Source organism: Eggerthella sp. AM16-19 (assembly GCF_003474385.1).
Lineage (GTDB): Bacteria > Actinomycetota > Coriobacteriia > Coriobacteriales > Eggerthellaceae > Senegalimassilia.
In genome coordinates this window covers 46,264-68,962 of sequence record NZ_QUCY01000008.1, presented here as the reverse complement: position 1 = coordinate 68,962, position 22,699 = coordinate 46,264, and the positions used below count along the sequence as shown (strand labels likewise).

The 22,699-nt window shown below is 60.7% G+C and carries 25 protein-coding genes and 1 tRNA gene; 20 read left to right on the top strand and 6 right to left on the bottom strand.

Annotation, left to right across the window (positions count from 1 at the left end; translation table 11 throughout):
• From DW178_RS11145 to DW178_RS04545, 5 genes are read left to right on the top strand one after another with little or no spacing between them, the layout of a single operon-like run.
• A complete protein-coding gene (locus tag DW178_RS11145; RefSeq protein WP_147363811.1) occupies positions 1-663 on the top strand; it encodes a DUF5028 domain-containing protein in 663 nt (220 codons plus the stop codon).
• Position 664: 1 nt separating this feature from the next.
• The gene (locus DW178_RS04560; RefSeq protein WP_118349891.1) at positions 665-1,498 is read left to right on the top strand and encodes a hypothetical protein; all 834 of its coding nucleotides are present in this window, start codon (positions 665-667) and stop codon (positions 1,496-1,498) included.
• Complete coding sequence (locus DW178_RS04555; RefSeq protein WP_118349890.1) at positions 1,495-2,370, top strand: hypothetical protein; 876 nt, start codon at positions 1,495-1,497, stop codon at positions 2,368-2,370. Before DW178_RS04560 ends, DW178_RS04555 begins: the two co-directional genes overlap by 4 nt.
• On the top strand, positions 2,361-3,092 hold the full coding sequence (locus DW178_RS04550) for a hypothetical protein (RefSeq protein WP_147363810.1): 732 nt from the start codon (positions 2,361-2,363) through the stop codon (positions 3,090-3,092). Before DW178_RS04555 ends, DW178_RS04550 begins: the two co-directional genes overlap by 10 nt.
• A complete protein-coding gene (locus DW178_RS04545) occupies positions 3,089-3,934 on the top strand; it encodes a hypothetical protein (protein ID WP_118349888.1) in 846 nt (281 codons plus the stop codon). The genes DW178_RS04550 and DW178_RS04545 overlap by 4 nt, the downstream gene beginning before the upstream one ends.
• A 93-nt stretch (positions 3,935-4,027) precedes the next feature.
• Here the strand turns inward: DW178_RS04545 and DW178_RS04540 are convergent, their stop codons facing one another.
• Positions 4,028-5,188 carry a coiled-coil domain-containing protein gene (locus tag DW178_RS04540; protein ID WP_158574056.1) on the bottom strand — a complete coding sequence of 387 codons (1,161 nt, stop codon included), beginning with the start codon at positions 5,186-5,188 and terminating at the stop codon, positions 4,028-4,030.
• 240 nt (positions 5,189-5,428) lie between these two features.
• Between DW178_RS04540 and metG the strand changes: the two genes are divergently transcribed.
• The 13 genes from metG (at position 5,429) to DW178_RS04475 (ending at position 16,151) form a co-directional block, all read left to right on the top strand.
• Positions 5,429-7,015 (top strand): methionine--tRNA ligase, encoded by a 1,587-nt coding sequence (gene metG, locus DW178_RS04535; RefSeq protein WP_118349886.1) that lies wholly within the window; start codon positions 5,429-5,431, stop codon positions 7,013-7,015.
• Between the two features lie 189 nt (positions 7,016-7,204).
• Complete coding sequence (locus DW178_RS04530) at positions 7,205-8,281, top strand: TatD family hydrolase (protein ID WP_118349885.1); 1,077 nt, start codon at positions 7,205-7,207, stop codon at positions 8,279-8,281.
• Positions 8,278-9,324, top strand: a complete 1,047-nt coding sequence (locus DW178_RS04525; RefSeq protein WP_118349884.1) for a flavodoxin family protein — start codon at positions 8,278-8,280, stop codon at positions 9,322-9,324. The genes DW178_RS04530 and DW178_RS04525 overlap by 4 nt, the downstream gene beginning before the upstream one ends.
• Positions 9,317-10,225 carry a 16S rRNA (adenine(1518)-N(6)/adenine(1519)-N(6))-dimethyltransferase RsmA gene (gene rsmA, locus DW178_RS04520; RefSeq protein ID WP_118349883.1) on the top strand — a complete coding sequence of 303 codons (909 nt, stop codon included), beginning with the start codon at positions 9,317-9,319 and terminating at the stop codon, positions 10,223-10,225. The genes DW178_RS04525 and rsmA overlap by 8 nt, the downstream gene beginning before the upstream one ends.
• Before the next feature lie 127 nt (positions 10,226-10,352).
• A complete protein-coding gene (locus tag DW178_RS04515; protein WP_118349882.1) occupies positions 10,353-10,685 on the top strand; it encodes a Veg family protein in 333 nt (110 codons plus the stop codon).
• Between the two features lie 102 nt (positions 10,686-10,787).
• Positions 10,788-10,863 (top strand) — tRNA-Ala (locus DW178_RS04510).
• Positions 10,864-11,113: 250 nt separating this feature from the next.
• Entirely contained in the window at positions 11,114-11,767 is a 654-nt protein-coding gene (locus DW178_RS04505) for an HAD family hydrolase (protein WP_118349881.1), read from the top strand.
• A 432-nt stretch (positions 11,768-12,199) separates the two neighbouring features.
• Positions 12,200-12,619, top strand: coding sequence for a 6-pyruvoyl trahydropterin synthase family protein (locus DW178_RS04500; RefSeq protein WP_118349880.1), 420 nt, complete (start codon positions 12,200-12,202; stop codon positions 12,617-12,619).
• Positions 12,620-12,626: 7 nt separating this feature from the next.
• Positions 12,627-13,427, top strand: a complete 801-nt coding sequence (locus DW178_RS04495) for a radical SAM protein (protein ID WP_199669242.1) — start codon at positions 12,627-12,629, stop codon at positions 13,425-13,427.
• A 2-nt stretch (positions 13,428-13,429) separates the two neighbouring features.
• Positions 13,430-14,269, top strand: a complete 840-nt coding sequence (gene queC, locus DW178_RS04490) for a 7-cyano-7-deazaguanine synthase QueC (RefSeq protein ID WP_118349879.1) — start codon at positions 13,430-13,432, stop codon at positions 14,267-14,269.
• A 111-nt stretch (positions 14,270-14,380) separates the two neighbouring features.
• Complete coding sequence (gene queF, locus DW178_RS04485; RefSeq protein WP_199669241.1) at positions 14,381-14,884, top strand: preQ(1) synthase; 504 nt, start codon at positions 14,381-14,383, stop codon at positions 14,882-14,884.
• Positions 14,885-15,073: 189 nt separating this feature from the next.
• Positions 15,074-15,595, top strand: coding sequence for a phosphatase PAP2 family protein (locus DW178_RS04480; protein WP_118349878.1), 522 nt, complete (start codon positions 15,074-15,076; stop codon positions 15,593-15,595).
• 88 nt (positions 15,596-15,683) lie between these two features.
• Positions 15,684-16,151 carry a hypothetical protein gene (locus DW178_RS04475; protein WP_118349877.1) on the top strand — a complete coding sequence of 156 codons (468 nt, stop codon included), beginning with the start codon at positions 15,684-15,686 and terminating at the stop codon, positions 16,149-16,151.
• A gap of 284 nt (positions 16,152-16,435) precedes the next feature.
• Here the strand turns inward: DW178_RS04475 and DW178_RS04470 are convergent, their stop codons facing one another.
• Positions 16,436-17,731 (bottom strand): O-acetylhomoserine aminocarboxypropyltransferase/cysteine synthase family protein, encoded by a 1,296-nt coding sequence (locus DW178_RS04470; RefSeq protein WP_118349876.1) that lies wholly within the window; start codon positions 17,729-17,731, stop codon positions 16,436-16,438.
• A 269-nt stretch (positions 17,732-18,000) separates the two neighbouring features.
• Here DW178_RS04470 and DW178_RS04465 point away from each other — a divergent pair, with 269 nt between their 5' ends.
• Positions 18,001-18,186 (top strand): hypothetical protein, encoded by a 186-nt coding sequence (locus DW178_RS04465; protein ID WP_118349875.1) that lies wholly within the window; start codon positions 18,001-18,003, stop codon positions 18,184-18,186.
• Positions 18,187-18,228: 42 nt separating this feature from the next.
• Here the strand turns inward: DW178_RS04465 and DW178_RS04460 are convergent, their stop codons facing one another.
• The 4 genes from DW178_RS04460 to ilvA form a co-directional block, all read right to left on the bottom strand.
• Positions 18,229-18,648 carry a flavodoxin gene (locus tag DW178_RS04460; RefSeq protein ID WP_042432742.1) on the bottom strand — a complete coding sequence of 140 codons (420 nt, stop codon included), beginning with the start codon at positions 18,646-18,648 and terminating at the stop codon, positions 18,229-18,231.
• 174 nt (positions 18,649-18,822) lie between these two features.
• Entirely contained in the window at positions 18,823-19,530 is a 708-nt protein-coding gene (locus tag DW178_RS04455) for a DUF3793 family protein (RefSeq protein WP_118349874.1), read from the bottom strand.
• Positions 19,531-19,709: 179 nt separating this feature from the next.
• Entirely contained in the window at positions 19,710-20,624 is a 915-nt protein-coding gene (locus DW178_RS04450) for an AEC family transporter (RefSeq protein WP_118349873.1), read from the bottom strand.
• 194 nt (positions 20,625-20,818) lie between these two features.
• Entirely contained in the window at positions 20,819-22,030 is a 1,212-nt protein-coding gene (ilvA, locus tag DW178_RS04445) for a threonine ammonia-lyase (RefSeq protein ID WP_118349872.1), read from the bottom strand.
• A 286-nt stretch (positions 22,031-22,316) separates the two neighbouring features.
• Between ilvA and DW178_RS04440 the strand changes: the two genes are divergently transcribed.
• Positions 22,317-22,691: a RidA family protein gene (locus DW178_RS04440; RefSeq protein ID WP_042432748.1), complete on the top strand. Its 375-nt coding sequence runs from the start codon at positions 22,317-22,319 to the stop codon at positions 22,689-22,691.
• Positions 22,692-22,699: the final 8 nt, after the last annotated feature.

Sequence of the window (22,699 nt, the reverse complement as noted above, 5' to 3'; positions counted from 1 at the left end):
ATGCGGCAAACAAAGAACACGGTTTCCGCAAAGTGTCCTATTAAATTAGCTATTGCACTTTCGCTTGTAATAATATTGGTTGCAGCTTGTGCGCTTCGCATCTACTCAGTCAATAATTTATCTCAGCAGAAACCTTCTGCTAGCTATTCGATTTCTGAAGATATGCCAATCTTGAACTCCGCTGGTTCTGATGTATATGCCAGAGTGCTTAACTATTGCGTTCTGTCCAAAGATGAAGCACTGTCTGCTTTTCCTGATTGCCAAAGCGAATTGGATATATTGGGGCCTGATACGGAGACTAAAATTCTTATTGTTCGGGTTGCTTTTTTCAACAAGAGCAGTAATGAGCAGATGGTGGAGCCCGCTTGTCTAAAGGCTCAGGCTGGCGCTTGGGCGAATGGCATGGACCTCAGATTGTTTTGCAAGATTAATAACGTTGCGGGCATGGCGGGACGTCTTGCTGCGGGGCGGTCTGTGGAGATGCTGGTTCCTTATGTTGCGTCCGACAATCAGTTTGGCTTTAGCCGCGAATGGGATACGTTTGAAAATGCATCATTTAACTTGGTGACAGCGACATATCCGCAAAAGACGTATATCCAGCTTTCTAACAAGCTCGCTTTCGAAGTATTTTCCTTTTCGGCAAATGTAGGGGAAGGGGAATAGAATGACACGTGCAATTGCGTATGAGATTAAGCGAACATTTGGCTCCGGTGGTTTTGCTGTAGCTTTGTTTGCTGCTTCGGCGCTTTCTGTTGCCCAAGTTGCCATGGTTTCTGCTCCGTTTGCGTATTCGGACGGTTGGCAAATGTGGCGAAGCGGCGCCAATGGTGCGTTTCCTCCGTCGTCCTACAATACTTGGATTGGGCTTACTGCGTATTCGGTCTTCACGATGATGTTTTACTACGCGCTTCCATTGCTAGCTTGTTTTCCTGCAGCGAGCTCCTTGTGCTCTGATGTTCGTTCCGGATACGCATGCCAGGTTGTTTCGCGTATTGGCAGGGGACGCTACGTTGCCTCGAAGGTGTTTGCTGCCAGTTTGGCGGCAGTCGTTGTGATTGTTGTTCCGCTGGTGCTGAATGTTGTGGCGACGGCCTGCTTGGTGCCTGCATTGTGGCCGGACTCTGCTGAGTCTACGTTCTTTGTGGGGCCGAGCAATACGCTGGCGAGCGTTTTCTTCACATGTCCGCTAGCGTTTATTGCTCTGTTTTCTGCGCTGGCGGTAGGTTTGGGCGTTGCTTGCGTGATGTTGTCTTACGCTCTGTCGTTTTTGATCGCTAGCCGGTTCGTCGTCTTGCTTATTCCCATGGCAGCGTGCTTCGCTCTTCAATTTGCTTTGCAGGGTTCCGCGTTTGCGGGATTTGCTCCTATTAATGCGATATTGCCGTTTCAACCTCAGCCTTCAATATTTGTTATTTCGGCCGGGCTACAAGTGCTTGCCATTGCAACGTTGTTTGGTATTACCGTTTTTCAGGCTGAGCATTTTGAGGGTACGCGATGAATTCGGCAAAGCAACATTGGGCCGTGCTAGGTATTGGCTATATGTGGAAGATGAATCAATCGGTTTCTTTTGCCCTGGTGATTTATGGGGTGCTGTCGGCGGCTCTTCTAGCAAGGTCGGTTTGGGAGGCTGATGGTTTGATTGATGCGTTGGCTACGTTGGGGGTTGACCCTTTGTATGACGGGGTATCCGGTTCGTTGAACGTAGCCTGGTTTGACTGCCTGCTGTTTTTCCTATTTGGCATGAAGGAGCCGTCTGGTGCGATAAACGAGGTGTTGATGCTGAATATCGCATGGGTTCTTTTATTTTTGTTGGTTGGCTTTGCAGCGTGCTGTTCGGCTGGGTATAAGTGCACTTTGCCGGTTGCTTTGAGGTGCGGGGGCAGGAAAAGGCAAGCTCTGATCATGTTGCTGTGGTTGGTAACGGTTGTCTTGTTGCTGCTAGCTGAGCTTGCTGTCATTGCATATATTGTCCCAGCCGCATTAGGCGTGCTGGCTCAAGGCGATATATGCTCGCTTTCTCCGTATGTCCAGCTGTTAGTTGGGGAAGAGGTCAGCTCGTTAGAGCTTGCGGACTTGGGACTTATGTTCGTTGCGAATGCTGCCTGGCTAATTGCGGTGGCATTGGGTGTTGCGGCGTTCTGCACGATTGCTGGTCGGCCCCTGGCTATGTTGTTGTTGCTTGGATTGGCTGTTGGTTCGGCGTATGCGCCAACGGCGTTTCCTTTGTTGGATTATGCGATGGTTGCTCGTTCTGCGATATTCGGGTCAGGCTTGATTGAGCCGCTGATGAGCGTGTTTATTGCGGTTGTTGTTGATGCTGCGGCGCTGTTGCTTCTGGTTGTCGCTCGAATGCGTGCTGAATGGAAGTGAATATGATTAATGCGATAGTACGTTTTGCGAAGGATGCTAGGACGTTGACTGTAACAACTGGACTGATTGTCGCGCTTCTAGCCCTATTGTGCGGGTGTTCTTCACTCCCTTCTTCCCATACGGGGGAGGTGTCTGTAGACCCGGGCGATGCATCGGATGTGCAAGGTGCGAGAGTTTCGGAAGGACTTCCTTTTAATAGTTCGATTATTAATAAAGCATCAGAGGACGAAGGGGATCTTGTCATAACGCTGCTTGAATATAGCGTTGACCCGTCGTTGCCATTAGGTGCGGTCCCCCTTTGGACGAGTGGCCAGGCAGATGAAAGCGTGGGCGGGCATTGGGAGATTAACGAGGACGGTGTTGCTTCCGATGGCTGGGCGTTTGTGAACGCTCGTTTTCGCGTGACAAATAACGAAGATGTTGCAAGAACGTTTAACATGGGGACTTTCCGACTGATGCCTTTCAATGAAGCTGGCGAAAGGGTGCCATTGCTGTATGGGGCCGACCCTATTTGGTTTGAATTGGGCGAGCCGAACACCAAGAGTTACTATAACGCGACTGTTCAACCGCATGAGTCGGTGGAATTTGGTATGTCGTTTATTTGTCGGAAGGATTTGTTTGACAATGCTACCGTTTATCTAACCGTTGGCGAAGACATTATCGGCCTTGAAACCACGAATATAAAAGGCTTCCTTCTCGGGTCAACTGCGGAGCAGCAATGAGCAGCTTGCGTTTTTCCGAGCGAAAGACGGCGATACGTTCGTTTGGAGGCTTGTTTAGGATGCATAAAAGCTTACCGTTTGCAGCGTTGCTGGTCGGGATTGTTGCTGCATCTTTTGCGTGCGTGAAAACGGCGGTTTCCGTCGACATAGGGCTGTGCGCTATGGATTGCTTGCTTGATGCTTGCGATTCGGCGCGGGGGATTCCTCTGTTGTGGTTGGTGTGTCCGGTGCTCTCGGCGTTTTATCTTGGGTGGTTGTGGCAGGCGCGTGAGGTGCCGGTTGCGGTTGTTCTTTCGGGAAGTCGCGTTCGCTTGGCGGGTGCTCAGTTAGTGGATGCCGTAATTGTCTCGGTTGCGGTTTCGCTGGCTTTCATAGTGTCGCTGATATTGTTTGGCGTGTTGCTTACGGGGGGCTTTTGCAACTTCGACGCCACAGCAAGTCGTTTCGCGTGCGTCAATAAGGGGCTTACGCTTGAAATTGTGCCGGTGACAGAAATAGTCGCTACGGTCTATCTGTACTGTGCTGTCTCTCAGATAGCGTTATTTGCGGTGTTCTATGTTGTGCGGACTTTCGTGACTACAAAGGGAGCAATAGCAATTTTGGGAGTGCTTTGCTTGCCTGCGGTGCACGGTCACGATTCGTTTATCTACGATGTTGCGCACAACATTCTTGGTGGTTCGATTATTTTCCCCAATCCTCTTTCGTTCTTGTTCGAGACTGCAAATGTGGGTCACGCATCATGGTTGCCTGGGGCTGGTCACGGGCTTCTCTCGTTGCTTGCTATAATGGGTGTATTGTTAGGGTTTGCGTTTTTGCTGGCTCGTAGGCGAGAGTTTCTGTGACGCAAACGCAAAACCGCGAGACGAGGCAGGGCAAGAACTTGCAAATCGTCCTCCCCTAAAAACAAGAAACCCGGCTCGTGGCCGGGTTTCCCTTTAGATCGTATTCATCTGCGCAAGCGTTGCGTTGTACCAGTGTTCCCAGTTCGGCGGGCAGTATTTCTTGGCCGCCTCCACCGAGATGGTGTAGCCGTAGCCGCGGGCAAGGCCGGCCACGTGGTCGCGGATGGCCTCTTCCCAGCTTCCCCAGCTGCAGCCGCCCCAGCCCCAGGCGTTGCAGCTGCCGGAGCAGTACAGGCCCTTGGAGCTTTCGGTGTTGGAGATGGCGGGCGACCAACGCGGGTCCACGCCGTAATCCCAAGCGGCCTCGGCGAACACCTTGCCCGTGCCTGCCATAGGCGAACCGGCCAGATATGCGTCGATGCGGCCGGCCCACTGCGTCACGAACACGTCGCGCTCGCTTGCCCAGTCGGCGCCGTCGTCGCTGGGCGCCTCCACGGTGCCCGCGGAAGATCCGCCCGCTGCCTCGGCGGCAGCCGGAGCGCTGGCGGAATCGGCCTGCTCCTGCTTGTCCGCCTCCTTTGCAGCTTCGGCTTTGGCTGCCTCGGCTTCAGCAGCCTTTGCGGCCTCTTCGGCCTGGCGGGCCGCTTCCTCCTGCGCTTTGCGCTGGGCCTCCTGGCGCGCCTGCTGGGCGGCGGAAAGCGCCTGCTCGGCGTTGGCTGCCTCGGCGTCGGCGTCCTTCTTCGCCTGCGAAAGGCCGCGCTTCGTTTGGTCGAGCTCGTCTTTCAACTCGCTAAGGCGCTTGATCTCGGCCTGGTTGCTGCTGTAGATGTGGGACACGTACTCAAGCGACGTGAAGAAATCCACGATGTTCTCGGAGCTGAGGACCATTTCCAGCAAGCCGGGCGTGGAAGCCTGGGTCTTGTACAGCTTCACCGCGGCAGCGGAGCTGCGCTCCTGCTGAGTGGGAAGGGTGTCCTCGATCTCGGCGATGCGCGCTTCGTTGTCGGCGATCTGCTGATTCAGATCGTCGATGCGGCTTATGGCCTGGTCGTACTCGGCGGCAGTGCGCTCGACCTCCTGTTGTGCGGCGTCTGCCTGCACGTTCGTGTCGATGTCCTCTGCCCATGCGGTTCGCTGAGCCATGCCCGCGACCGGCACGCTTGCGAAGGCCAACGTCGCGCTCAAGGCGACGGTCAGCGGCAAGCGGTGGCGAGGGCGGCTGCTCGGGTTCATTTGAAGTTTGTTAGAAAACATCCGCCATCCTTCGATTTATAACAATTAGCATTGATTATACCGGTCGGATATGTTCAAAACGTGCCGCTCATTAAACGTGCACAAGCGCTCGAGCCCGCCGGATCGCCCGATGATTGCGTGGTGGCAGGCTTGGGGGCAAGCTTCGCGCCGTCCCCGCGTGGTACAATCGGGAGCACTGCGAAAACCCAGGTTGGCGGGGCATCATTCGCCCGACTGCGGCCGCGAGCAAAAGGAAGCACCATGTCAAAGGGAACCTACTCGTTCACCACGCCCATCTATTATGTGAACGCCGAGCCCCATCTGGGCACGGCCTACACCACCGTCGCCGCCGACACCGTCGCGCGCTACCAGCGCATGAACGGTTACGACGTGGCGTTCGTCACGGGCATGGACGAGCACGGCCAGAAAGTGGCCGATACCGCCGAGTCGAAGGGCATGACCCCGCAGGCCTGGTGCGATTCCATGGAGCCGGCGTTCCGCAACGTGTGGGATCTGCTCGACATCACCTACACCGATTTCGTGCGCACCACCCAGTCGCGCCACGCCCGCACCGTGCAGAAGTTCTGGCAGGACCTGTTCGACAAGGGCTGGTGCTACAAGGGCAGCTATGAGGGCTGGTACTGCGTGCACGAGGAAACCTATTACGCCGAGTCCGACCTTGAGAAGAACGAGGACGGCGAGCTGGTGTGCCCCGATTGCCATCGCCCGGTGCAGAAGGCCGGCGGCGAGGAGAACTGGTTCTTCAAGCTTTCCGAGTTCCAGGAGCCGCTGCTGAAGTTCTACGAGGAGAACCCTGACTTCATCCGCCCCGAAACGCGCAAGAACGAGGTGGTCACCTTCGTGAAGAGCGGTCTGAAGGACCTGTCCATCAGCCGTTCCACCTTCGACTGGGGCGTGCCGCTGCCCTTCGACGAGGGCCATGTGGCTTACGTGTGGGCCGACGCCCTGCTGGCCTACCTCACGGGCATCGGCTACGGCGACGAGCAGCGCGCCGGCGAGTTCGAGCAGCGCTGGCCCATGCAGTACCACTTCGTGGGCAAGGACATCACGCGTTTTCACTGCGTCATCTGGCCGGCCATGCTCATGGCCGCCGGCCTGCCCATCACGCACACGGTGTTCGGCCACGGCTTTTTGCTCACCAAGGGCGAGAAGATGTCGAAGTCCAAGGGCAACGGCATGAAGCCCGCCGATCTGGTGAAGATCTTCGGCGTTGACGCGTACCGCTACTACTTCATGTCCGATGTGCAGTTCGGTCATGACGGCAACATCTCCATGGAGCGCATGGTGCAGGTGTACAACGCCGATTTGGCCAACACCTGGGGCAACCTGTGCAGCCGCGTGTTCAACATGACGAACAAGTACTTCGACGGCAAGGTGCCCGCTGTGCCGGCCGACGCCGCCGAGCGCGTTGCCAACCCCATGCTGCCCATCGTCGAGCAGCTGTACGCGAAGTACGACGCCTGCATGTCCCAGGTCGACTTCACCGGCGCCGCCGCCGCGGTGCAGGAGCTTGCCGGTCGCGTGAACCTCTACGTCGAGGAAAGCGCCCCGTGGAACCTGGCGAAGAAGGAGGAGACGCAGGGCGACCTGGCCGCCGTCATCTACAACGCGCTCGAGGCCATCCGCATCATCGCGCTGTACATGGCCCCGTTCATGCCGAACACCTCCAACGAGGTCTTCGATCGCCTGAGCCTGGGCAAGGTCACCGACGTGGTGGACGTCGAGGACGCCACGAAGTGGGGCCAGCTGCCCGCCGGCAACACGGTCACCGTGGGCGACCCGCTGTTCCCACGCCTGAACATGGACGAGATCCAGATCGAGGAATAAAGAGGTTCCGCCTGCCAAACGGCAGGCGGAACGCTTGATGCTGAGGCGGATCGCGGCGAAGGAGCCTCCTTCGCCGCGCCGCGCATCGCGACACTTCAAGTCCTGACATTTCGGGGACGTAGCGTTAAGTGTCAGGGCGAAGGGGAGACCCTTCGCCCTGCTGCATATATATGTATAGGGAAGGGATGCATGGCCGAGGAAGAGCAACAACCGGTTTTCGCCGACGCGCTGTTTCGGCAGAAACGCAAGCATGGAAAGTTTCGCCTGGTGGAGCCGCCGCGGATTGCCGGTCCGGTGGTGGATACGCACGCGCATGTGCATCTGCTGGCGGATCCGGCCCTGGAGTTCGCGCGCTGCGCGGCGTGGGGCGTGAACTTCGTTTGCGACATCATCGATGTGCAGGAAGATGCCCCGGACGTGTTCGAGCGCATCGACGATTGGTACGCCCAGGCGCAGTCGCGCTTGCCCGAAGCGGTGGAGCGCACGCGCGAGGTGTTGACAGCCGGCGGCGACGAGCTGACGCATCTGCCCGACGGTGCCGATCCCGCATGCTTCGCGCTGCCCGACGATGCGGCATCGCGTCCGTTGCCGCGCCTGCGCCTGGCGGCCGGCGTGCATCCGCATAATGCGCGCTTTTACGATGACGCCATGGAATCTCGCCTGGTCAATTGCCTGGCCGACCCGCGCATATGTGCCGTGGGCGAAATCGGCCTGGACTATCATTACGACCTGTCACCGCGCGAGGATCAGCGAAGGGCGTTTCGCCGTCAAATCCGCCTGGCGCATACCACGGGCCTTCCCGCGGCGCTGCATGTGCGCGAGGCGCATGACGAGGCGTTCGCCATCCTGTGCGAGGAGGGCTTCCCCGAGTCGGGCACGCTGCTGCACTGTTTCGACCTGGACTGGGAGACACTCGAGCCTTGGGTTGACCGCGGTTGCTTCGTTGCTCTGGGCGGCGCGCTCACGTTCAAGCGCTGCCAAGACACGCGCGACGCGGTCGCGCGCACACCCCGCCGCCTGTTGCTCACCGAAACCGATTCGCCGTACATGACGCCCGAGCCCATGCGCGGCGTGCCGTGCGGCCCCGCGCACACCGTGTTCACCGCGGCGTGCATGGCCGAGGTGCTCGGGTGCGAAACCGAGAAGGCCAGAAACGAGATGCTGGCTCAAATCGCGCAAAACGCGCGCGCATTGTTGGACCGCCCACCCACACCCTGGCAGATCGAACATGCGCAAACCGCCGCAACTGAAAGGAATTGCGAATGAAACGCCTGATCATCGTCGGCTCGCCTCGCGTCGAGGGGCGAAGCGGCGCGCTTGCGGACCTTTTGTTCGAAAGCTGCATCGAGGAGTGCCCGGAAGACGAGGTGTACCTGGCGCCTGTATCCACGCTCGACGTGGCCGGATGCAACGCCTGCGATTTCTGCAAGCGCAAGGCGCAGGGCGCGATGACCGAGCAGGAGGCCGTCGAGGAGGAGGCCTTCGAGGAGCAGCGCGCCGAGGACGAGGCGCCGCGCCGTTGCGCTATCCGCGACGACATGGACGACGTGTACCCGCTGCTCGAGGATGCCGACGAGCTGATCGTCGTGGCGCCGGTGTATTTCGCCGGCCCGTCTTCGCAGCTCAAGTGCATGCTTGATCGTTTCCAGCCGTATTTCTGGACGCGCACCCGTGCGCTCAAGCGCCCCTGCACGCTGCACGTGGTGGGCGAGGGCGGCGATCCGCACGGCTTCGACCCGCTTGTGGGGTGCGTCCGCTCTGCCGCCGCTGTGGCGGGCTTCCGTTTGGAGCGAGTGCTGGATTGGGTCGGCAAGATCGATGAATCCGGCGAGATCGTCGACGAGGCCGACGAGTATCCCGTCGAGGGGCCCGTGGTGCGTGCCTTTGCCGGGGGCAAGATGGCCGACCAGGGCGCTGGCGATCAGGGGTTCCCTGCCGAAGATGAACCGGCGGAGCAGGCCGACGAGTTCGAGCCCGAGACGTTCGCCGAGGACGATTTCGCCGCTCAGCTGGCCTCTCAGGCGCAACGCCGCCAGAACCGCGCGCGCCTGAACCTGGGCGAGAACGGCGCCGAGCGCCAGGTCATCCAGCTTGACGAGGACGGCCGTCGCATCGATGCGGCGCAGCACGGTCGCAAGCGTTCGGCTCAGAAGAAGCACGCCAACGCCAAGCGCGGCACGAACGGCACGGTGCAGGCCAAGCACGAGAACCCGCATGCCCCCAAGGGCAAAAGCGGGCAGGGCAAGTCCGGCAAGGGCGGCTCGAAGCAGGGCGGCGGCCGCGGCAAGCAGGGGAAGCGCCGTGGGTAGCGTATCGTCTTTGGCCAACCTTTCGGTCACTCGGCAGGTGCTGGCAGATCACGGGCTTTCGGCAAAGTACTCGCTTGGGCAGAACTTCCTGGTCAACGAGGCCATCGTGGCAAAGATCGTAGCGCTGGCCGAGCTCGAGGGCGCGGACAACGTGCTCGAGATCGGTCCCGGCATCGGCACGCTCACCATGGCCCTGCTGCAAAACGCGAAGCACGTCACGTCCATCGAGCGCGATACCGACTTGCCTGCGGTGCTGGCCGAAACGCTGGAGCCGTGGTGGGATTCGTTCACGCTTATCCAGAAAGATGCGCTTGACCTGCAGCTTGCCGACCTGGACGGGCAAGACGCCCCCAACAAGCTGGTGGCGAACCTGCCGTACGCCGTCGCCGCCACGGTGGTGCTCGACTATTTCCAGCGCATCGAATCGCTTGATTCTGCAACGGTGATGGTGCAGAAGGAGGTGGCCGACCGTATGGCCGCCGAGCCGGGCACGAAGAACTACGGCGCCTACACGGTGAAGCTGCGGCTGTATGCGCAACCGGCGGGGCGCTTCCCGGTCAGCCCGAACAACTTCTTCCCGCCGCCGCGCGTGGACAGCGCGGTCATCCGCCTGAACCGCACGCCTGTGCTCGATGAGCAGGGGAAACCGCTTGACGGGGAAGTGGTGCGCGCCGCTTGCGCCATGGCCGACGCCGCGTTCGCCAGCCGCCGCAAAACGCTTTCGAACTCGTGCAAAACCTACTTCGCCGGCCGCGGAGCCGGCGGCGCCGCGGTGGGCCCGCATCTGCCGGATCTGTTCGAGCAAGCGGGCATCGACCCCAAACGTCGCGGTGAGACGCTGTCTCTTGCCGAGTTCGTGAACATGGGCAAAGCGCTGCTGGCGCTGCAGCAGGGCTTATAGCCAAAATATGGCCATTGTGTGCGAACTGCTATGGAATTAGGTGCAAAACATGGAGAAGTAAGCGTGCATTGACCCGCATGATACAATTTTGAGCTGTTATCTGTGTGTTATGTAGGAAAGAGCAACTATGGACTTAGCGAAACAAGCGCAAATCGTCGACTCCATTCATGATACGTTACACGATTTCGTCGGTCAACGCCTGAAAGTGCGCGCCAACATGGGCCGCTCCAAGATCGTCGAGAGCGAGGGCACGCTCATGCAGGTGCACCCGCAGCTGTTCATCATGGAAGTCGATCGCAAGCGCGGCCGCACCGCCCGTCAGTCGTACCAGTATGTCGACGTGCTCACCGGCATGGTCGAGCTGTCGCAGAACGGCGAGCCGCTGTTCGAGCCTTTCATTCCCGAAGGCGACGAGCCGGGCGTGGAGTCTCCTCTCGTGGAGGAGCGCGTCCTGTCGTAAGCGGTTTCAACCGTGAACTTTTTGCGGATGCCCGCGAAGAAGTATTTGACAAACAGCGTTTGAACGAGGAAAATACTTTCTCGCGCAAAGCGCAATACGCATGGGGATGTAGCTCAGCTGGGAGAGCATTACGTTCGCAACGTAGGGGTCGTGGGTTCGAATCCCATCATCTCCACCATGGAATTGCAAGGGCTGCTGGTAATCCGGCAGCCCTTTTTCTTTTCCCAGACGCTTCGGGGACGTAGGGCTAAGTATCCGACCCGGCCGGAATCGGCGGCATGACGATTCGGGGGACGTAGCACTAAGTGTCCGGATCGATGGGAATCGGCGGGAGAGCGGTTTCGATGGCGTTGGCGCAACTCGAAAGCGGTCGCTGTTGCCGTCCGTTGGTTTGCGGAGCGGGCTCATATAGATAAATAAGGAGCATCATGGCTGGTTTGAAAGCGGTTTTGTTCGACAACGATGGCACGCTGGTGGATTCTCGCGAGCTGCTTTTGGCGAGCTTCCACTATGCGGGTCCTGCGGTGCTGGGCCGTCAGCTCAGCGACGAGGAGTACCTGCAGAAAGTGGGGCAACCGCTGGCCGTGCAGGTCAAGGACTACACGGACGATCCGGTGCTGCAGGAGCGGTTCTGCGAAGTGTATCGAACGCACAACAAAACGGTGCACGATAAGATGATCAAGGCGTTCCCCGGAACGGTTGAGGCGCTGGCGGAGCTCGCAAGCGCTGGCCTGAAGCTGGGCGTGGTCACTTCGAAGCGTCATGCGGTTGCCTGGCGCGGGCTTGAGATGGTGGGTGCCGCATCGTATCTGGATTGCTGTGTGGGCTGGGACGATATCGAGCGCCCGAAGCCCGATCCCCAGCCGGTGGTCCGCGGTTGCGAGCTGCTGGGGTTCGATCCCAGCGAGTGCCTGTACGTCGGCGACGCCCCGTTCGACCTGCAATCCGGCAACGCGGCAGGCGCAAGCACCGCGGCGGTGACCTGGGGCATGTTCAACGAGCCCGTATTGACGGCCGAGCGCCCCTCGTTCGTCTCGCACACCTGGGACGAGCTGATCGCAAGCACGCTGGCGTTGCTCTAGCTTTCGGCATCTGCGGGGCATCGGACACTTCGGGCGGACACATTGGGGACGTAGCGTTAAGTGTCCAATCTGGTAGCGCCATGAGGTCGGACACTTAACGCTACGTCCCCTAAGTGCTACGTCTCTTAAGTGTCCGCTGAAGTGTCTGGTGGCGCTGCTCTAGCGCTTGCGGTTATCGTGCGGAAGTGCGGATGCGGCGTTGTTTGCGGCTTTGGGGCGGTATACTTGCCGCGTGATTGATGGACAGTTCGAAAACCTCCTGTCGGTAAACAAAACTAGGTACCTTGCCTGCTGATCGTGGCGGGCGTTTTGCGCGACGGCGCGGTTTTATCGGCGGGGGTGAACAGCTTCCGCTGCATCGTTGCAGGTTGTCGCGCATTTCGAAAAGGGCCTTTCCGACGGCGGTTTTCGCTTGATGGAAGGGCTTTTGCTATGTATGGGCTGAAAACGGAGAGCAGCTTCGACGCTGCGCATTTTCTGACCGATTACCACGGCAAGTGCGAGAACCTGCACGGTCATCGCTGGCGCGTGGTGGCGTATCTCGAGCAGGCCGAGCTGCAAACCGAGGGCACGCACAAGGATATGGTCATCGACTTCGCGGACTTCAAGCATGCGCTGCGCGACCTTACCGAGGAACTCGACCACTCGTTCGTGGTAGAGGAGGGCTCGCTCATGCCCAAAACCCTTGATTGCCTGCGTGAGGAGGGGTTCACGCTATCGATGATGCCCTTCCGCACCACCGCGGAGAACCTGGCGCGTTACTTCTTCGGCAAGCTTGCCGAGCAGGGTTTCCCCGTGTCGCAGGTGGACGTGTACGAAACGCCGAACAACTGCGCGATTTACCGCGCGTAGCGAAGCTATGACCTGCGAAAACGAAAACGCAACGGCAACCTACGGCAGCCTGCACGACGCGTTCTCGGCATCGCAATGCCGAAGCGCCGACCAGTCCAGCTCACAGGCGACCATGCCGGTTGCGGAGCGGTTCGTCAGCATCAATGGCGAAGGGGCGTGCGCGGGCAAGCTGGCGGCGTTCATCCGATTTACCGGCTGCAATCTGCGTTGCGGTTATTGCGACACCATGTGGGCGAACGTCCCGGATGCCGCGGCGAAGGACGAAATCCCCGAGCAGCTGGCGGCGTGGGTGCGGCAGGCCGGCGTGGAATGCGTGACGCTCACCGGCGGCGAGCCGGTGCTGCAGCCGTTGTTGCCGCGGCTGGTGGAGCTGCTGCTGGGCGAACCCGGTCCGAGCGGCCGCGGCCTACGCGTGGAGATCGAGACGAATGGCGCCGCCGACTTGAACGAACTTGCCGAGTTGCGCGCGCGTATCGGCAACGCTGCGCCCGGGGTGCTCTCTTTCACCGTAGACTGGAAGCTGCCATCAAGCGGCATGGAGCAGCGGATGCTGCCCGCGAACTTCCGCCTGCTCGACACGCGCGACACGGTGAAGTTCGTGTGCGGGCAGGGCGATTTGCCGCGCGCTTTGGAAGTTGCCCGGCAGCTCGATCTGCCGGGGCGCGTGCCGGTGTACCTGAGCCCGTGCTTTGGGGACATCGAGCCGGCGCGCATCGTTGAATTCATGCAAGAGAACCAAATGACCTGGGCAACCGCCCAAGTGCAGCTGCACAAGGTCATTTGGCCCGATGTCGAGAGGGGCGTGTAAGGATGGGCATTTTCGAAGGACAGGCGTTCTCCTCGTTCGCGGCTGCGGCCGCCAACGCGTGTGAGAACCTGCGCGTGCACGGGACGCTGGGCGAGGACCCGGCATCGCGCGACGAGAACGGCAAGGTGTGCGGCGAGAACCCGCAAAAGGCGCTCGTGCTCAGCAGCGGTGGCGTGGATTCCAGCACGCTTCTGGCCTTGGCGGTCAAGCGCTTCGGCGCGGAGAACGTGTTCGCCCTGAGCATCTCCTACGGCCAGCGTCACGAGAAGGAAATCGAGAGCGCGAAGGCCGTCGCCGCGCATTACGGCGTTGAGCAGCGCTTCCTCGATCTTTCCGCCATCTTTGCCGACAGCGACTGCAGCCTGCTCGAGCACTCCTCGCAAGACGTTCCCGAGGAAAGCTACGCCGATCAGATCGACGAGGCGGACGGCTCTCCGGTCAGCACGTACGTGCCGTTCCGCAACGGACTATTCCTCTCGAGCGCTGCGTCCATGGCGCTGTCGCTGGGCGCGAGCGTGCTGTTCTACGGCGCGCATCATGACGATTGGGCCGGCGACGCCTATCCCGATTGCTCCATCGAGTTCGTGAACGCCATGAACCTTGCCATCACGCAGGGCACGGCGGGCCAGCTGCACATGGAAGCGCCCTTCGTGTCCTGGTCGAAGGCCGATATCGTGAAATGCGGTCTTGAGCTGGACGTTCCCTACGAGCTTACGTGGAGCTGCTACGAGGGCGGCGAGCGCCCGTGCGGCAAATGCGGCACGTGCATCGACCGCAACCGCGCTTTTGAGGCCAACGGCATGCGCGACCCGCTGCTCGACAAGCTGGATGCCCAAGGGTAGGAGGCTGCCGCTAGAAGGGTCGCCTTCCGCTGCGCAGCGGCCGTTTACCCAGCAGTCCCGAACCCTTACAACCCTCGCGGCCCTTCCGGCCGCGCTTCCTAAGGAGAACCTATGACCAACGAGAAACCTATGCGCGCCGGTACCGACGACCTGTCGCTCCTGGGCAACCAGGGCGTGCAATATCCGCAAACCTACGATTCCGGCGTGCTTGAGACGTTCGACAACAAGCACGCCGGCAACGACTACTTCGTGAAGTTCAACTGCCCGGAGTTCACGGCGTTGTGCCCGATCACCGGCCAGCCCGACTTCGCCACTATCTACATCTCCTACGTGCCCGACGTGCGCATGGTGGAGAGCAAAAGCCTGAAGCTGTACCTGTTCAGCTTCCGTAACCATGGTGACTTCCATGAGGATTGCGTCAACGTGATCATGAAGGACCTCATCACGTTGATGGACCCGAAGTACATCGAGGTATGGGGCAAGTTCCTGCCGCGTGGCGGCATCTCCATCGATCCGTACTGCAACTACGGCAAGCCCGGCACACGCTGGGAGCAGGTTGCCTGGGATCGCCTGGCAAACCACGACCTGCATCCCGAGGCCGTGAACAACCGCTAGCAGCGCTTGACGCCCGCAGACATCGCCGTCTGCGGGCGTTTTTCATGCGGGATCACATACATTTGCGTGTTTTTTGGCAGGAACCATATGCGTGCGTTGACCTGGGAAAACGTTGCATCACACCAGGTCATCAGCCGATTATAAACGTGCGCGAGTGCGTGCGATTTGTCTATCGGATACAATGCTGGCATGCAAAAAACCACGTACATATCTATGACCGATGCCTTGCGGGCGCGTCCTGTGCTGACGCGTGGCGTGTCGCTGGCGAACAAGGTCATCACCGACGCCGTGTACGTGGCGTATCCGTGCCTGCTTGCGTGGCTGGCGTATGCGGCGGCAACCGGTGCAGCCGGTGCGGCGGGCATGCTGCTCCGCGCCGCGCTGGTACCGGGTATCTCGTTCGTGCTGGTCACCGTGCTGCGCAAGGTCATCAACGCGCCACGTCCGTATGAGGTGTTCGACGCCGCTCCCGTCATCCCGAAGGATACGCGCGGCAATTCGTTCCCTAGCCGGCACGCGTTCAGCATCTTCGTCATTGCCATGACGTTTTGCGCCTGCTGCCCGCTTGCATGGGCGGGGCCGGTCATGATGGCTGCCGGGGTGTTGCTGGCGGTCATCCGCGTGGTGTCGGGCGTGCATTTCCCTTGCGATGTCGTGGTGGGGGCTTTGTTGGGTATGCTTGCAGGTTTTGTGGGTCTCTGGATTCTTTAGCGGCGGGTTGATACAGTTATTGATATTAAATATCGATATCGATATCGGTTTGCCGATACCGTTCGTTTCGTTTCAGAGGGGGGCGGATATGCTGAAGGTTTCGAAGCGTACGTTGCTTTTAGTCGCCGGCATCGTTTGGCTTATCGCCGGTGGGAACATCGCCTGGCTGGGCATCCGGTCGTTCGCTCAGATGGATCAGGGAATCTGGTGGCTGCTCGTCATCGGCGCCGTTGTGGTGTTCACGCTGTTCCACGTCAAGGTTTTCTCGAAGATGGTGGGCAAGCATGCTATCCGCATCGCCGGTTACGAGGCCGAGCGCATAGGCATCTGGCATTTCTTCGATGTACCGGGTTATGTCATGATGGCCATCATGATGACCGGAGGTATCTCTCTTCGCGCGTTCGGCCTGGTCCCTGTGTGGTTCATCGCGTTCTTCTATACGGGCCTGGGCATTGCATTGGCTCTTTCCGGTGCAAGCTTTCTCGTTCGCTTCGCGCGTCGCGGCAATCGTCCCGCCCCGTGCCCGCTGGTTCCCGATGCGGCTTCGCGCGGATAATCGCTTCTCGTTACATGATTCCGCCTTATCACGAAGGCCCGCTCGTTTGAGCGGGCCTTCCTTTGTTACCGGGGAATCCTGGCGAAAGGGAATCCTGGCAAGGGATTGTTCCGATCGGGGGCATCTCGCGAAGCTACCCCCGATCGCGGCTATGGCGCGCTCCGCTGGGGAAACGGAAGCGCCATAGCGTTTGGAGGGTTGCCGCCTGGCGGGGCTTCCGCTTCTAGCTGGGGAGATAGGGGCTGGTAGCGTCGTCCCGCCATGGGCGTTCGGTCGCTGACGGGCTACTTGATGGCTTCGAAGCCTGCGGCCAGGTCGGCGATGATGTCGTCGATGTTCTCGGTGCCGATGGACAGGCGCACGGTGGTGGGCTTGATGCCTGCGGCCAGCAGCTCGTCCTCGGTCAGCTGGGAGTGCGTGGTGGATGCCGGATGGATGACCAGCGACTTCACGTCGGCAACGTTCGCCAGCAGGCTGAACAGGCTCAAGGACTCGGTGAACTTGCGCGCGTCGTCGGCGGTGCCCTTCACGTCGAAGGTGAAGATGGAGCCGGCGCCGTTCGGGTAGTACTCATCGTAGAGCTCCTTGGCGCGGCCGGTCGCCAGCGCCGGATGGTTCACGGAAGCAACCTGCGGATGGTTGTTCAGGAACTCCACCACCTTCAGCGCATTCTCCACGTGACGGTCGACGCGCAGGGACAGCGTCTCCAGGCCAAGCAGCAGCAACCATGCGTTGAACGGGGAGAGCGTGGCGCCCTGGTCGCGCAGCAGCGTGGCGCGGGCCTTCGTGATGTAGGCTGCGGGGCCTGCAGCCTCGGTGAACACCACGCCGTGGTAGCTGGGGTTGGGCTTTGCCACGCCGGGGAACTTATCGGCGTTCGCAGCCCAGTCGAACGTGCCGGCATCGGTGATCACGCCGCCCATGGCCGTGCCGTGGCCGCCGATGAACTTGGTGGCGGAGTGAACGACCACGTCGGCGCCGTGCTCGATGGGGCGCAGCAGGTAAGGCGTGGAGAAGGTGGCGTCCACGATCAGCGGCACGTTGTGGCGGTGCGCGATGTCTGCCCAGGCCTTAAGGTCGAGCACGTCGGAGTTGGGGTTGCCCAGCGTCTCGGCGTACAGCAGCTTGGTGTTGTCCTGGATGGCGGCCTCGACGGAGTCCAGGTCGGCCGGGTTGACGAACGTGGTGGAAAGTCCCTGCTCGGCCAGCGTGTGCTCGAACAGGTTCAGCGTTCCGCCGTACAGGTTGGTGGAGGACACGATGTGGTCGCCGGCGGTGGCGATGTTCTGCACGGCGATGGTGATGGCGGCGGAACCGGTCGCCACGCCCAGGGAACCCACGCCGCCCTCGAGTGCGGCAACGCGTTCCTCGAAGGTGCTGACCGTGGGGTTGGTCAGGCGGCTGTAGATGTTGCCGGGCTCGGTCAGGCCGAAACGGCCGGCGGCGGTGGCGGCATCCTTGAACACATAGGACGAGGTCAGGTAGATCGGCACGGCACGGGCATCGGTTGCCGGATCGGGCTGCTCCTGGCCGGCGTGCACTTGCAGGGTTTCGAATGCGTACTTCTGTTGCTCAGACATCTGGTTATCTCCTCAATCGATTACTATGGCTTTCTTGTTCTCATATAACTTGATGACGGTTCGTAGTTATACCGAAGCAAAGGAAGCGGGTCAATAGGAATATAGGAGATTCCGTCTGCGGGGTATTTCGAAATTCAGATACCTGGTTTTTCATGCTGCCGATAAGCCTAGCGAATAAATGGGAAATACCGCTCCGAATATGCCCCATGGGGGTATACAAGTGCTACAATCGCCTTGTACTGTTAACTAAAGCTAAGAAAGGTGGGACCATGGTCGCGACCGTGATCATCTGCATCGTCATCGCCGTTGCCGCCGTGTTCGCGGCTAGAAGGGCCGTTCGCACGTTCTCCGGTGATGGCTCGTGCTGTGGGAGGAAACGCACGAAGAAGGCCTCCTGCTCATGCTGCGGGGGCGGAAACGCGAAGAAGGCTTCCCGCGGGAAGCCTTCTGAGTAGCGGATCGGAGGTTTCGCGAACCGCCGGGGATCGTAAGCCGCGTTATGCCAGCAACGCGCCTAGGCGCATGCACTCGGCGGCGGCGTCATCGTCGGGGTAATCCTTGGCGATGACGCTGTCAACCACGTTCAGGCCGGCCTCGTCGGCGCGCTGCTCCCACAGCTCCATCCATTCGCCGTCGTTCCAATCGTAGGAGCCGAAGAGGGCCACCTTCTGGCCGGACAGCGCGGGTTCGACCTCGTCGTACATGGGCAAGAACTCGGTGTCCTCAAGCTCCTCGTCGCCCATGGCCGGGCAGCCGAAGGCGAACGCGTCGAAGTCACCGATGCGGTCAGCGCTGAAATCGTTGCATTGCACCAGGTCGGCGGTACCGCCCGCCGCGCGCACGCCCTGCGCCACCAGATCTGCCATGGCCTCGGTGTTGCCCGTGCCGCTCCAGTACACCACTGCTACTTTGCTCATCTGCATATCCTTTCGTTTGCAAGGGAAGCGTCGGTCTTGTGCCGAACGGTCGAGGCGCTTCGGGCGAGCGCGTCGACCGTTCGGCGCGAATGCGGCAAGGGTGCGTTCCGGCGCCGGCGTTCCATGCTTGCGGCGTTTGCGCGTTTGCGAGCCTTTCGCGTCTACGGGCGCAGGTTACACCGCTGCCGCGAACGCCTCCTGAGCGGGGAAGTTCTCGTCGATGGAGGCAAGGCAGTCGATGGGCACGCCTTCGTCGAACAGGTCCTCGTAGGCGGCGGTGCAGGTTTTGTAGCAGCAGAAGCACGCCTGCGCATCGCGGGCGCGGCTGTACACCTTCCAGCAGCCGCTGCACAGGCTGTTCTCGCCCTTGTTCTCGATGAAGCCCACCACGTCGTCGAAGGGGTAGCCCAGGAAGAACCCGATCTCGTGCGGGAACGCACAGCTGCCGGAAAGCGTGGCGGCCAGGTCGGTTCCGCAGATGCGGCGGTGCAGCTTGGCGATGCAGGCGGAAAGGTCGGAGGGGTCGTAGCCCTCGTCTTGCAGATAGCGGAACACCTCGGGCTGCGCAAGGTATTCCCTCAGCATGGTTGGACGGTACACGTACAACAACAAACCGGTCTTTCGCCGTGCCAATATCTCGATACGCACTCCGCACGGCTCGAGTTTTTTGCGGCAGATGCCCAGATCATGGGCGAATTTGGTTGAGTCGAGGGCGCTGAGCGCGGCGCTTCCGTCGGGGTTTTCGCCGGCGTCGGCGCCTTTGCGGTATACGAACATGTTCGCCGGCTTCAGCCCGGCAAGCGCAGGGGAGCAGTGGTGCACCAGCTTGCGCTCAAGATCGGCGGTGCGGCTCGGCCTTGCACCTGATGCGCCTATGATCATAGCGGCTCCTTCCCATTCATGTAATCCGTGGCTAACATAGTAAGCATAAGTAAACCGCAGTCAACATGTTTGGGGAATCTTCGCAAAAGATTTTTCGCCGAAGGCGGGCACGGCGGGGAAGCGGCGCCGGTCCGCAAGGCGCCGGCGGGCGGACCGGTGCCTCCCCCGCACGCAACCCGCTACACCAGCGTCAGCGCGATGAGGGTGGCGGCGATCACGCCAAGGATGATGGTGAGGGCGTTCGCGAAGCCGGCCAGGCCGCCGTCGCCGCCCGACATCTGGGTATACATAGGCGCAAGCGCGCTTGCCGGGCTCCATACCAGCAGCGTGAGCAGGGCGCGCATAACGTCGTCGATCGGAAGTGCTAGCCAAACGATGCAGGTCAGCACCACGCTGAACGCTGCGCGCAAACCTACCAGGCGGGCCACCTTCGCCATGCGTTCGCGCGAGACCGAGAAGCTCATCATGAGCCCCAGCATGAACATCGCCAGAAACGAGTTGGCATTGGCGATGGGCTCGGTGAAGGCCACCAGCTCGGAGGGCAGGCGCACTCCCGCCACCGACAGCACGATGATCAGCAGGTACGTGTCGAAGGGCAGGCTGGAGAACAGGCGCTTGGCGACGAATCGCACCGGATGCTCGATGCGCGAGCCTCCGGCGATCAGGCCGGTGAGCGCATAGGAGCCGCCGGCCATCATGAACGCGTTGCCGGCGTCGTAGAGGCAGGTGGCCACGGCCATAGTGGGCGAGAAGATGGCCTGCACGAACGGCAGCGCGAAGCATCCCAGGTTAAAACCACAGGCGTTGAGCAGGTAAAACGCGCGTTCGCTGCGCTTGGCGCGCGGGGTGATGGCGAAGGTGACCAGGTATGCGCCGAAGGCGAAGGCGAAGCCGAGGGGCACGAGCAGCAGCATCTCCGGCGAGAAGTCGGCAGCGCCGAACGCGTGCAGCACCGCGCAAGGCAGCGTGAACGTGAACACGATCTTCGACACGAACTCGCCGGGCATGTTGCCGAGCTTGCCGGCGTGGCCCATCCAGTAGCCTGCGATGATGATGCAGACGAAGGCGAATACTTTGATGAGTGCGGTTTCCATGCTGTTCTTTCTTCCTAGGCCCCTTCGAGAAGCCCGTCGGCGTTTTCCCTGTGCAAAACGGGAAAACGCGCAAACCCCCAGCCAATCGAATCCCGAAAGAAACCGGTCAGGGGCCTGCGCGTTGTGCGACTTGCGTATGCGGTTGTAGGGCGAGGGGTTTTATGCGGCAGCTTCATTCCCTCTCCGGGTTTGCCTTACAGATGCGCGTTGATGAGCTTCGGGCGGAAGCCTTCGCCTTCGAGCGCCTTGACGATCTGCTGCTTGTGGTCGGTGCCGAACGCCTCGATGGTGACGCGCAGCTCCACGGCGGCTTGGCGGTTCGTGGTGACGAACTGGTTGTGATCCAGGCGGATGACGTTGCCCTTGTTGTCGGCGATGACCTGCGCCACGCGCACCAGCTCGCCGGGGCGGTCGGGCAGAAGCACCGACACGGTGAAGATGCGGTCGCGCTGGATCAGGCCGTGCTGCACCACCGAGGACATGGTGATGACGTCCATGTTGCCGCCGGAGAGGATGGAGACGACCTTCTTGCCCTGGAAGTCCAGGTGGCGAAGGGCGGCCACGGTGAGCAGGCCGGAGTTCTCCACGACCATCTTGTGGTTCTCGACCATATCCAGGAACGACGCGATCAGCTCGTCGTCATCGACGGTGATGATGCCGTCGAGGTTCTCTTGGATGTAGGGGAAGATCTTGTCGCCGGGCTCGAGCACCGCGGTGCCGTCGGCGATGGTGTTGGCGCGCGGCAGCTTCACCACGTGGCCCGCCTCAAGGGAGGCCTTCATGCATGCGGCGCCGGAGGGCTCCACGCCGATGACCTTGATGTGGGGATTGAGCAGCTTGGCCAGCGTGGAGACGCCCGTGGCAAGCCCGCCGCCGCCGATGGGCACCAGGATGTAATCGACCAGCGGCAGCTCCTGCACGATCTCCATGGCGATGGTGCCCTGGCCCGTGGCGACGCCCAGGTCGTTGAAGGGGTGGATGAACGTGTAGCTGTTCTCCTCGGCAAGCTTGAGCGCGTGTTCGTAGGCCTCGTCGTAGACGTTGCCGGCCAGCACCACGTCGGCGCCCAGGGCCTTGGTGCGCTCGACCTTGATGAGCGGGGTGGTGGTGGGCATGACGATGGTGGCCTTGACGCCGTAATGCTGCGCGGCGTAGGCGACGCCCTGCGCGTGGTTGCCGGCGGAAGCGGTGATCAGACCGTGCGCACGTTCCTCGTCGGTCAGCGTGCTGATCTTATAGTAGGCGCCGCGCACCTTGTAGGCACCGGTGCGCTGCATGTTCTCGGGCTTGAAGAACACGCGGTTGCGAGAAATCTCGCTGAAGTAGGGGCTTTCAATAAGCTTCGTCTCCTGTGTAACTTCCTTGACTTTGGCTGCGGCTTCTTCGAATGCGTCCAACGTCAGCATAGTTTCACCCCTTTTGTTTTCGGTTCGCGGCGGTTTAGTGTCGGTGAACATCATAGCCGTGCGAGCGCTACAATGGGGAGGTTCCATATCAGCGCGACAAAATTCGATGCTTTGCCTAGGTTTAAGGCTTGGGAAGGGTGCGAAGATGCTGTCCGGTTTCCGGACGGTTGGCGCTACGTCCCCGTGCAGCCCATGTGGCAGCTCGGGGCGAAGCGTGCAAAGCGCTGCCGTTCCGCGCGCATAAGCGCGCATGTTGGGGCGCAAAGCCCCGGAAAGGACGACCATCATGAAGGTCATCGCCACCCCGAACGCCCCCGCGGCCATCGGCCCCTACGTGCAGGGCCGCGTGTGCGGCAACCTGCTGTTCGCCAGCGGCCAGATCGCGCTGTCCCCGGAGACCGGCGAGCTTGTCGGCACCACCATCGAGGAGCAGACGGCGCAGGTCATGAAGAACGTGGCCGCCATCCTGGCCGAGGCGGGCACCGACTTCGACCACGTGCTGAAGGCCACGTGTTTCCTGGACGACATCGACGACTTCGCCGCGTTCAACGCCGAGTACGCCAAGTCCTTCGGCGATGCCCGCCCGGCCCGCTCCGCCGTGGGCGTGGCCAAACTCCCCAAGGGCGCCCTAGTCGAAGTCGAGGTGATCGCCGAAGTGTAGCTGTTTCG

Coding starts and splice junctions, on each gene's coding strand:
- queC (WP_118349879.1), top strand. CDS start 13,430: ATGGGCATTTTCGAAGGACAGGCGTTCTCCTCGTTCGCGGCTGCGGCC.
- DW178_RS04450 (WP_118349873.1), bottom strand. CDS start 20,624: ATGGAAACCGCACTCATCAAAGTATTCGCCTTCGTCTGCATCATCATC.
- metG (WP_118349886.1), top strand. CDS start 5,429: ATGTCAAAGGGAACCTACTCGTTCACCACGCCCATCTATTATGTGAAC.
- DW178_RS04560 (WP_118349891.1), top strand. CDS start 665: ATGACACGTGCAATTGCGTATGAGATTAAGCGAACATTTGGCTCCGGT.
- DW178_RS04545 (WP_118349888.1), top strand. CDS start 3,089: ATGAGCAGCTTGCGTTTTTCCGAGCGAAAGACGGCGATACGTTCGTTT.
- ilvA (WP_118349872.1), bottom strand. CDS start 22,030: ATGCTGACGTTGGACGCATTCGAAGAAGCCGCAGCCAAAGTCAAGGAA.
- DW178_RS04515 (WP_118349882.1), top strand. CDS start 10,353: ATGGACTTAGCGAAACAAGCGCAAATCGTCGACTCCATTCATGATACG.
- DW178_RS04500 (WP_118349880.1), top strand. CDS start 12,200: ATGTATGGGCTGAAAACGGAGAGCAGCTTCGACGCTGCGCATTTTCTG.
- DW178_RS04465 (WP_118349875.1), top strand. CDS start 18,001: ATGGTCGCGACCGTGATCATCTGCATCGTCATCGCCGTTGCCGCCGTG.
- DW178_RS04460 (WP_042432742.1), bottom strand. CDS start 18,648: ATGAGCAAAGTAGCAGTGGTGTACTGGAGCGGCACGGGCAACACCGAG.
- DW178_RS04475 (WP_118349877.1), top strand. CDS start 15,684: ATGCTGAAGGTTTCGAAGCGTACGTTGCTTTTAGTCGCCGGCATCGTT.
- DW178_RS04480 (WP_118349878.1), top strand. CDS start 15,074: ATGCAAAAAACCACGTACATATCTATGACCGATGCCTTGCGGGCGCGT.
- DW178_RS04455 (WP_118349874.1), bottom strand. CDS start 19,530: ATGATCATAGGCGCATCAGGTGCAAGGCCGAGCCGCACCGCCGATCTT.
- DW178_RS04555 (WP_118349890.1), top strand. CDS start 1,495: ATGAATTCGGCAAAGCAACATTGGGCCGTGCTAGGTATTGGCTATATG.
- DW178_RS04505 (WP_118349881.1), top strand. CDS start 11,114: ATGGCTGGTTTGAAAGCGGTTTTGTTCGACAACGATGGCACGCTGGTG.
- queF (WP_199669241.1), top strand. CDS start 14,381: ATGACCAACGAGAAACCTATGCGCGCCGGTACCGACGACCTGTCGCTC.
- DW178_RS04495 (WP_199669242.1), top strand. CDS start 12,627: ATGACCTGCGAAAACGAAAACGCAACGGCAACCTACGGCAGCCTGCAC.
- DW178_RS04530 (WP_118349885.1), top strand. CDS start 7,205: ATGGCCGAGGAAGAGCAACAACCGGTTTTCGCCGACGCGCTGTTTCGG.
- DW178_RS04470 (WP_118349876.1), bottom strand. CDS start 17,731: ATGTCTGAGCAACAGAAGTACGCATTCGAAACCCTGCAAGTGCACGCC.
- DW178_RS04550 (WP_147363810.1), top strand. CDS start 2,361: ATGGAAGTGAATATGATTAATGCGATAGTACGTTTTGCGAAGGATGCT.
- DW178_RS04525 (WP_118349884.1), top strand. CDS start 8,278: ATGAAACGCCTGATCATCGTCGGCTCGCCTCGCGTCGAGGGGCGAAGC.
- DW178_RS11145 (WP_147363811.1), top strand. CDS start 1: ATGCGGCAAACAAAGAACACGGTTTCCGCAAAGTGTCCTATTAAATTA.
- DW178_RS04440 (WP_042432748.1), top strand. CDS start 22,317: ATGAAGGTCATCGCCACCCCGAACGCCCCCGCGGCCATCGGCCCCTAC.
- DW178_RS04540 (WP_158574056.1), bottom strand. CDS start 5,188: ATGTTTTCTAACAAACTTCAAATGAACCCGAGCAGCCGCCCTCGCCAC.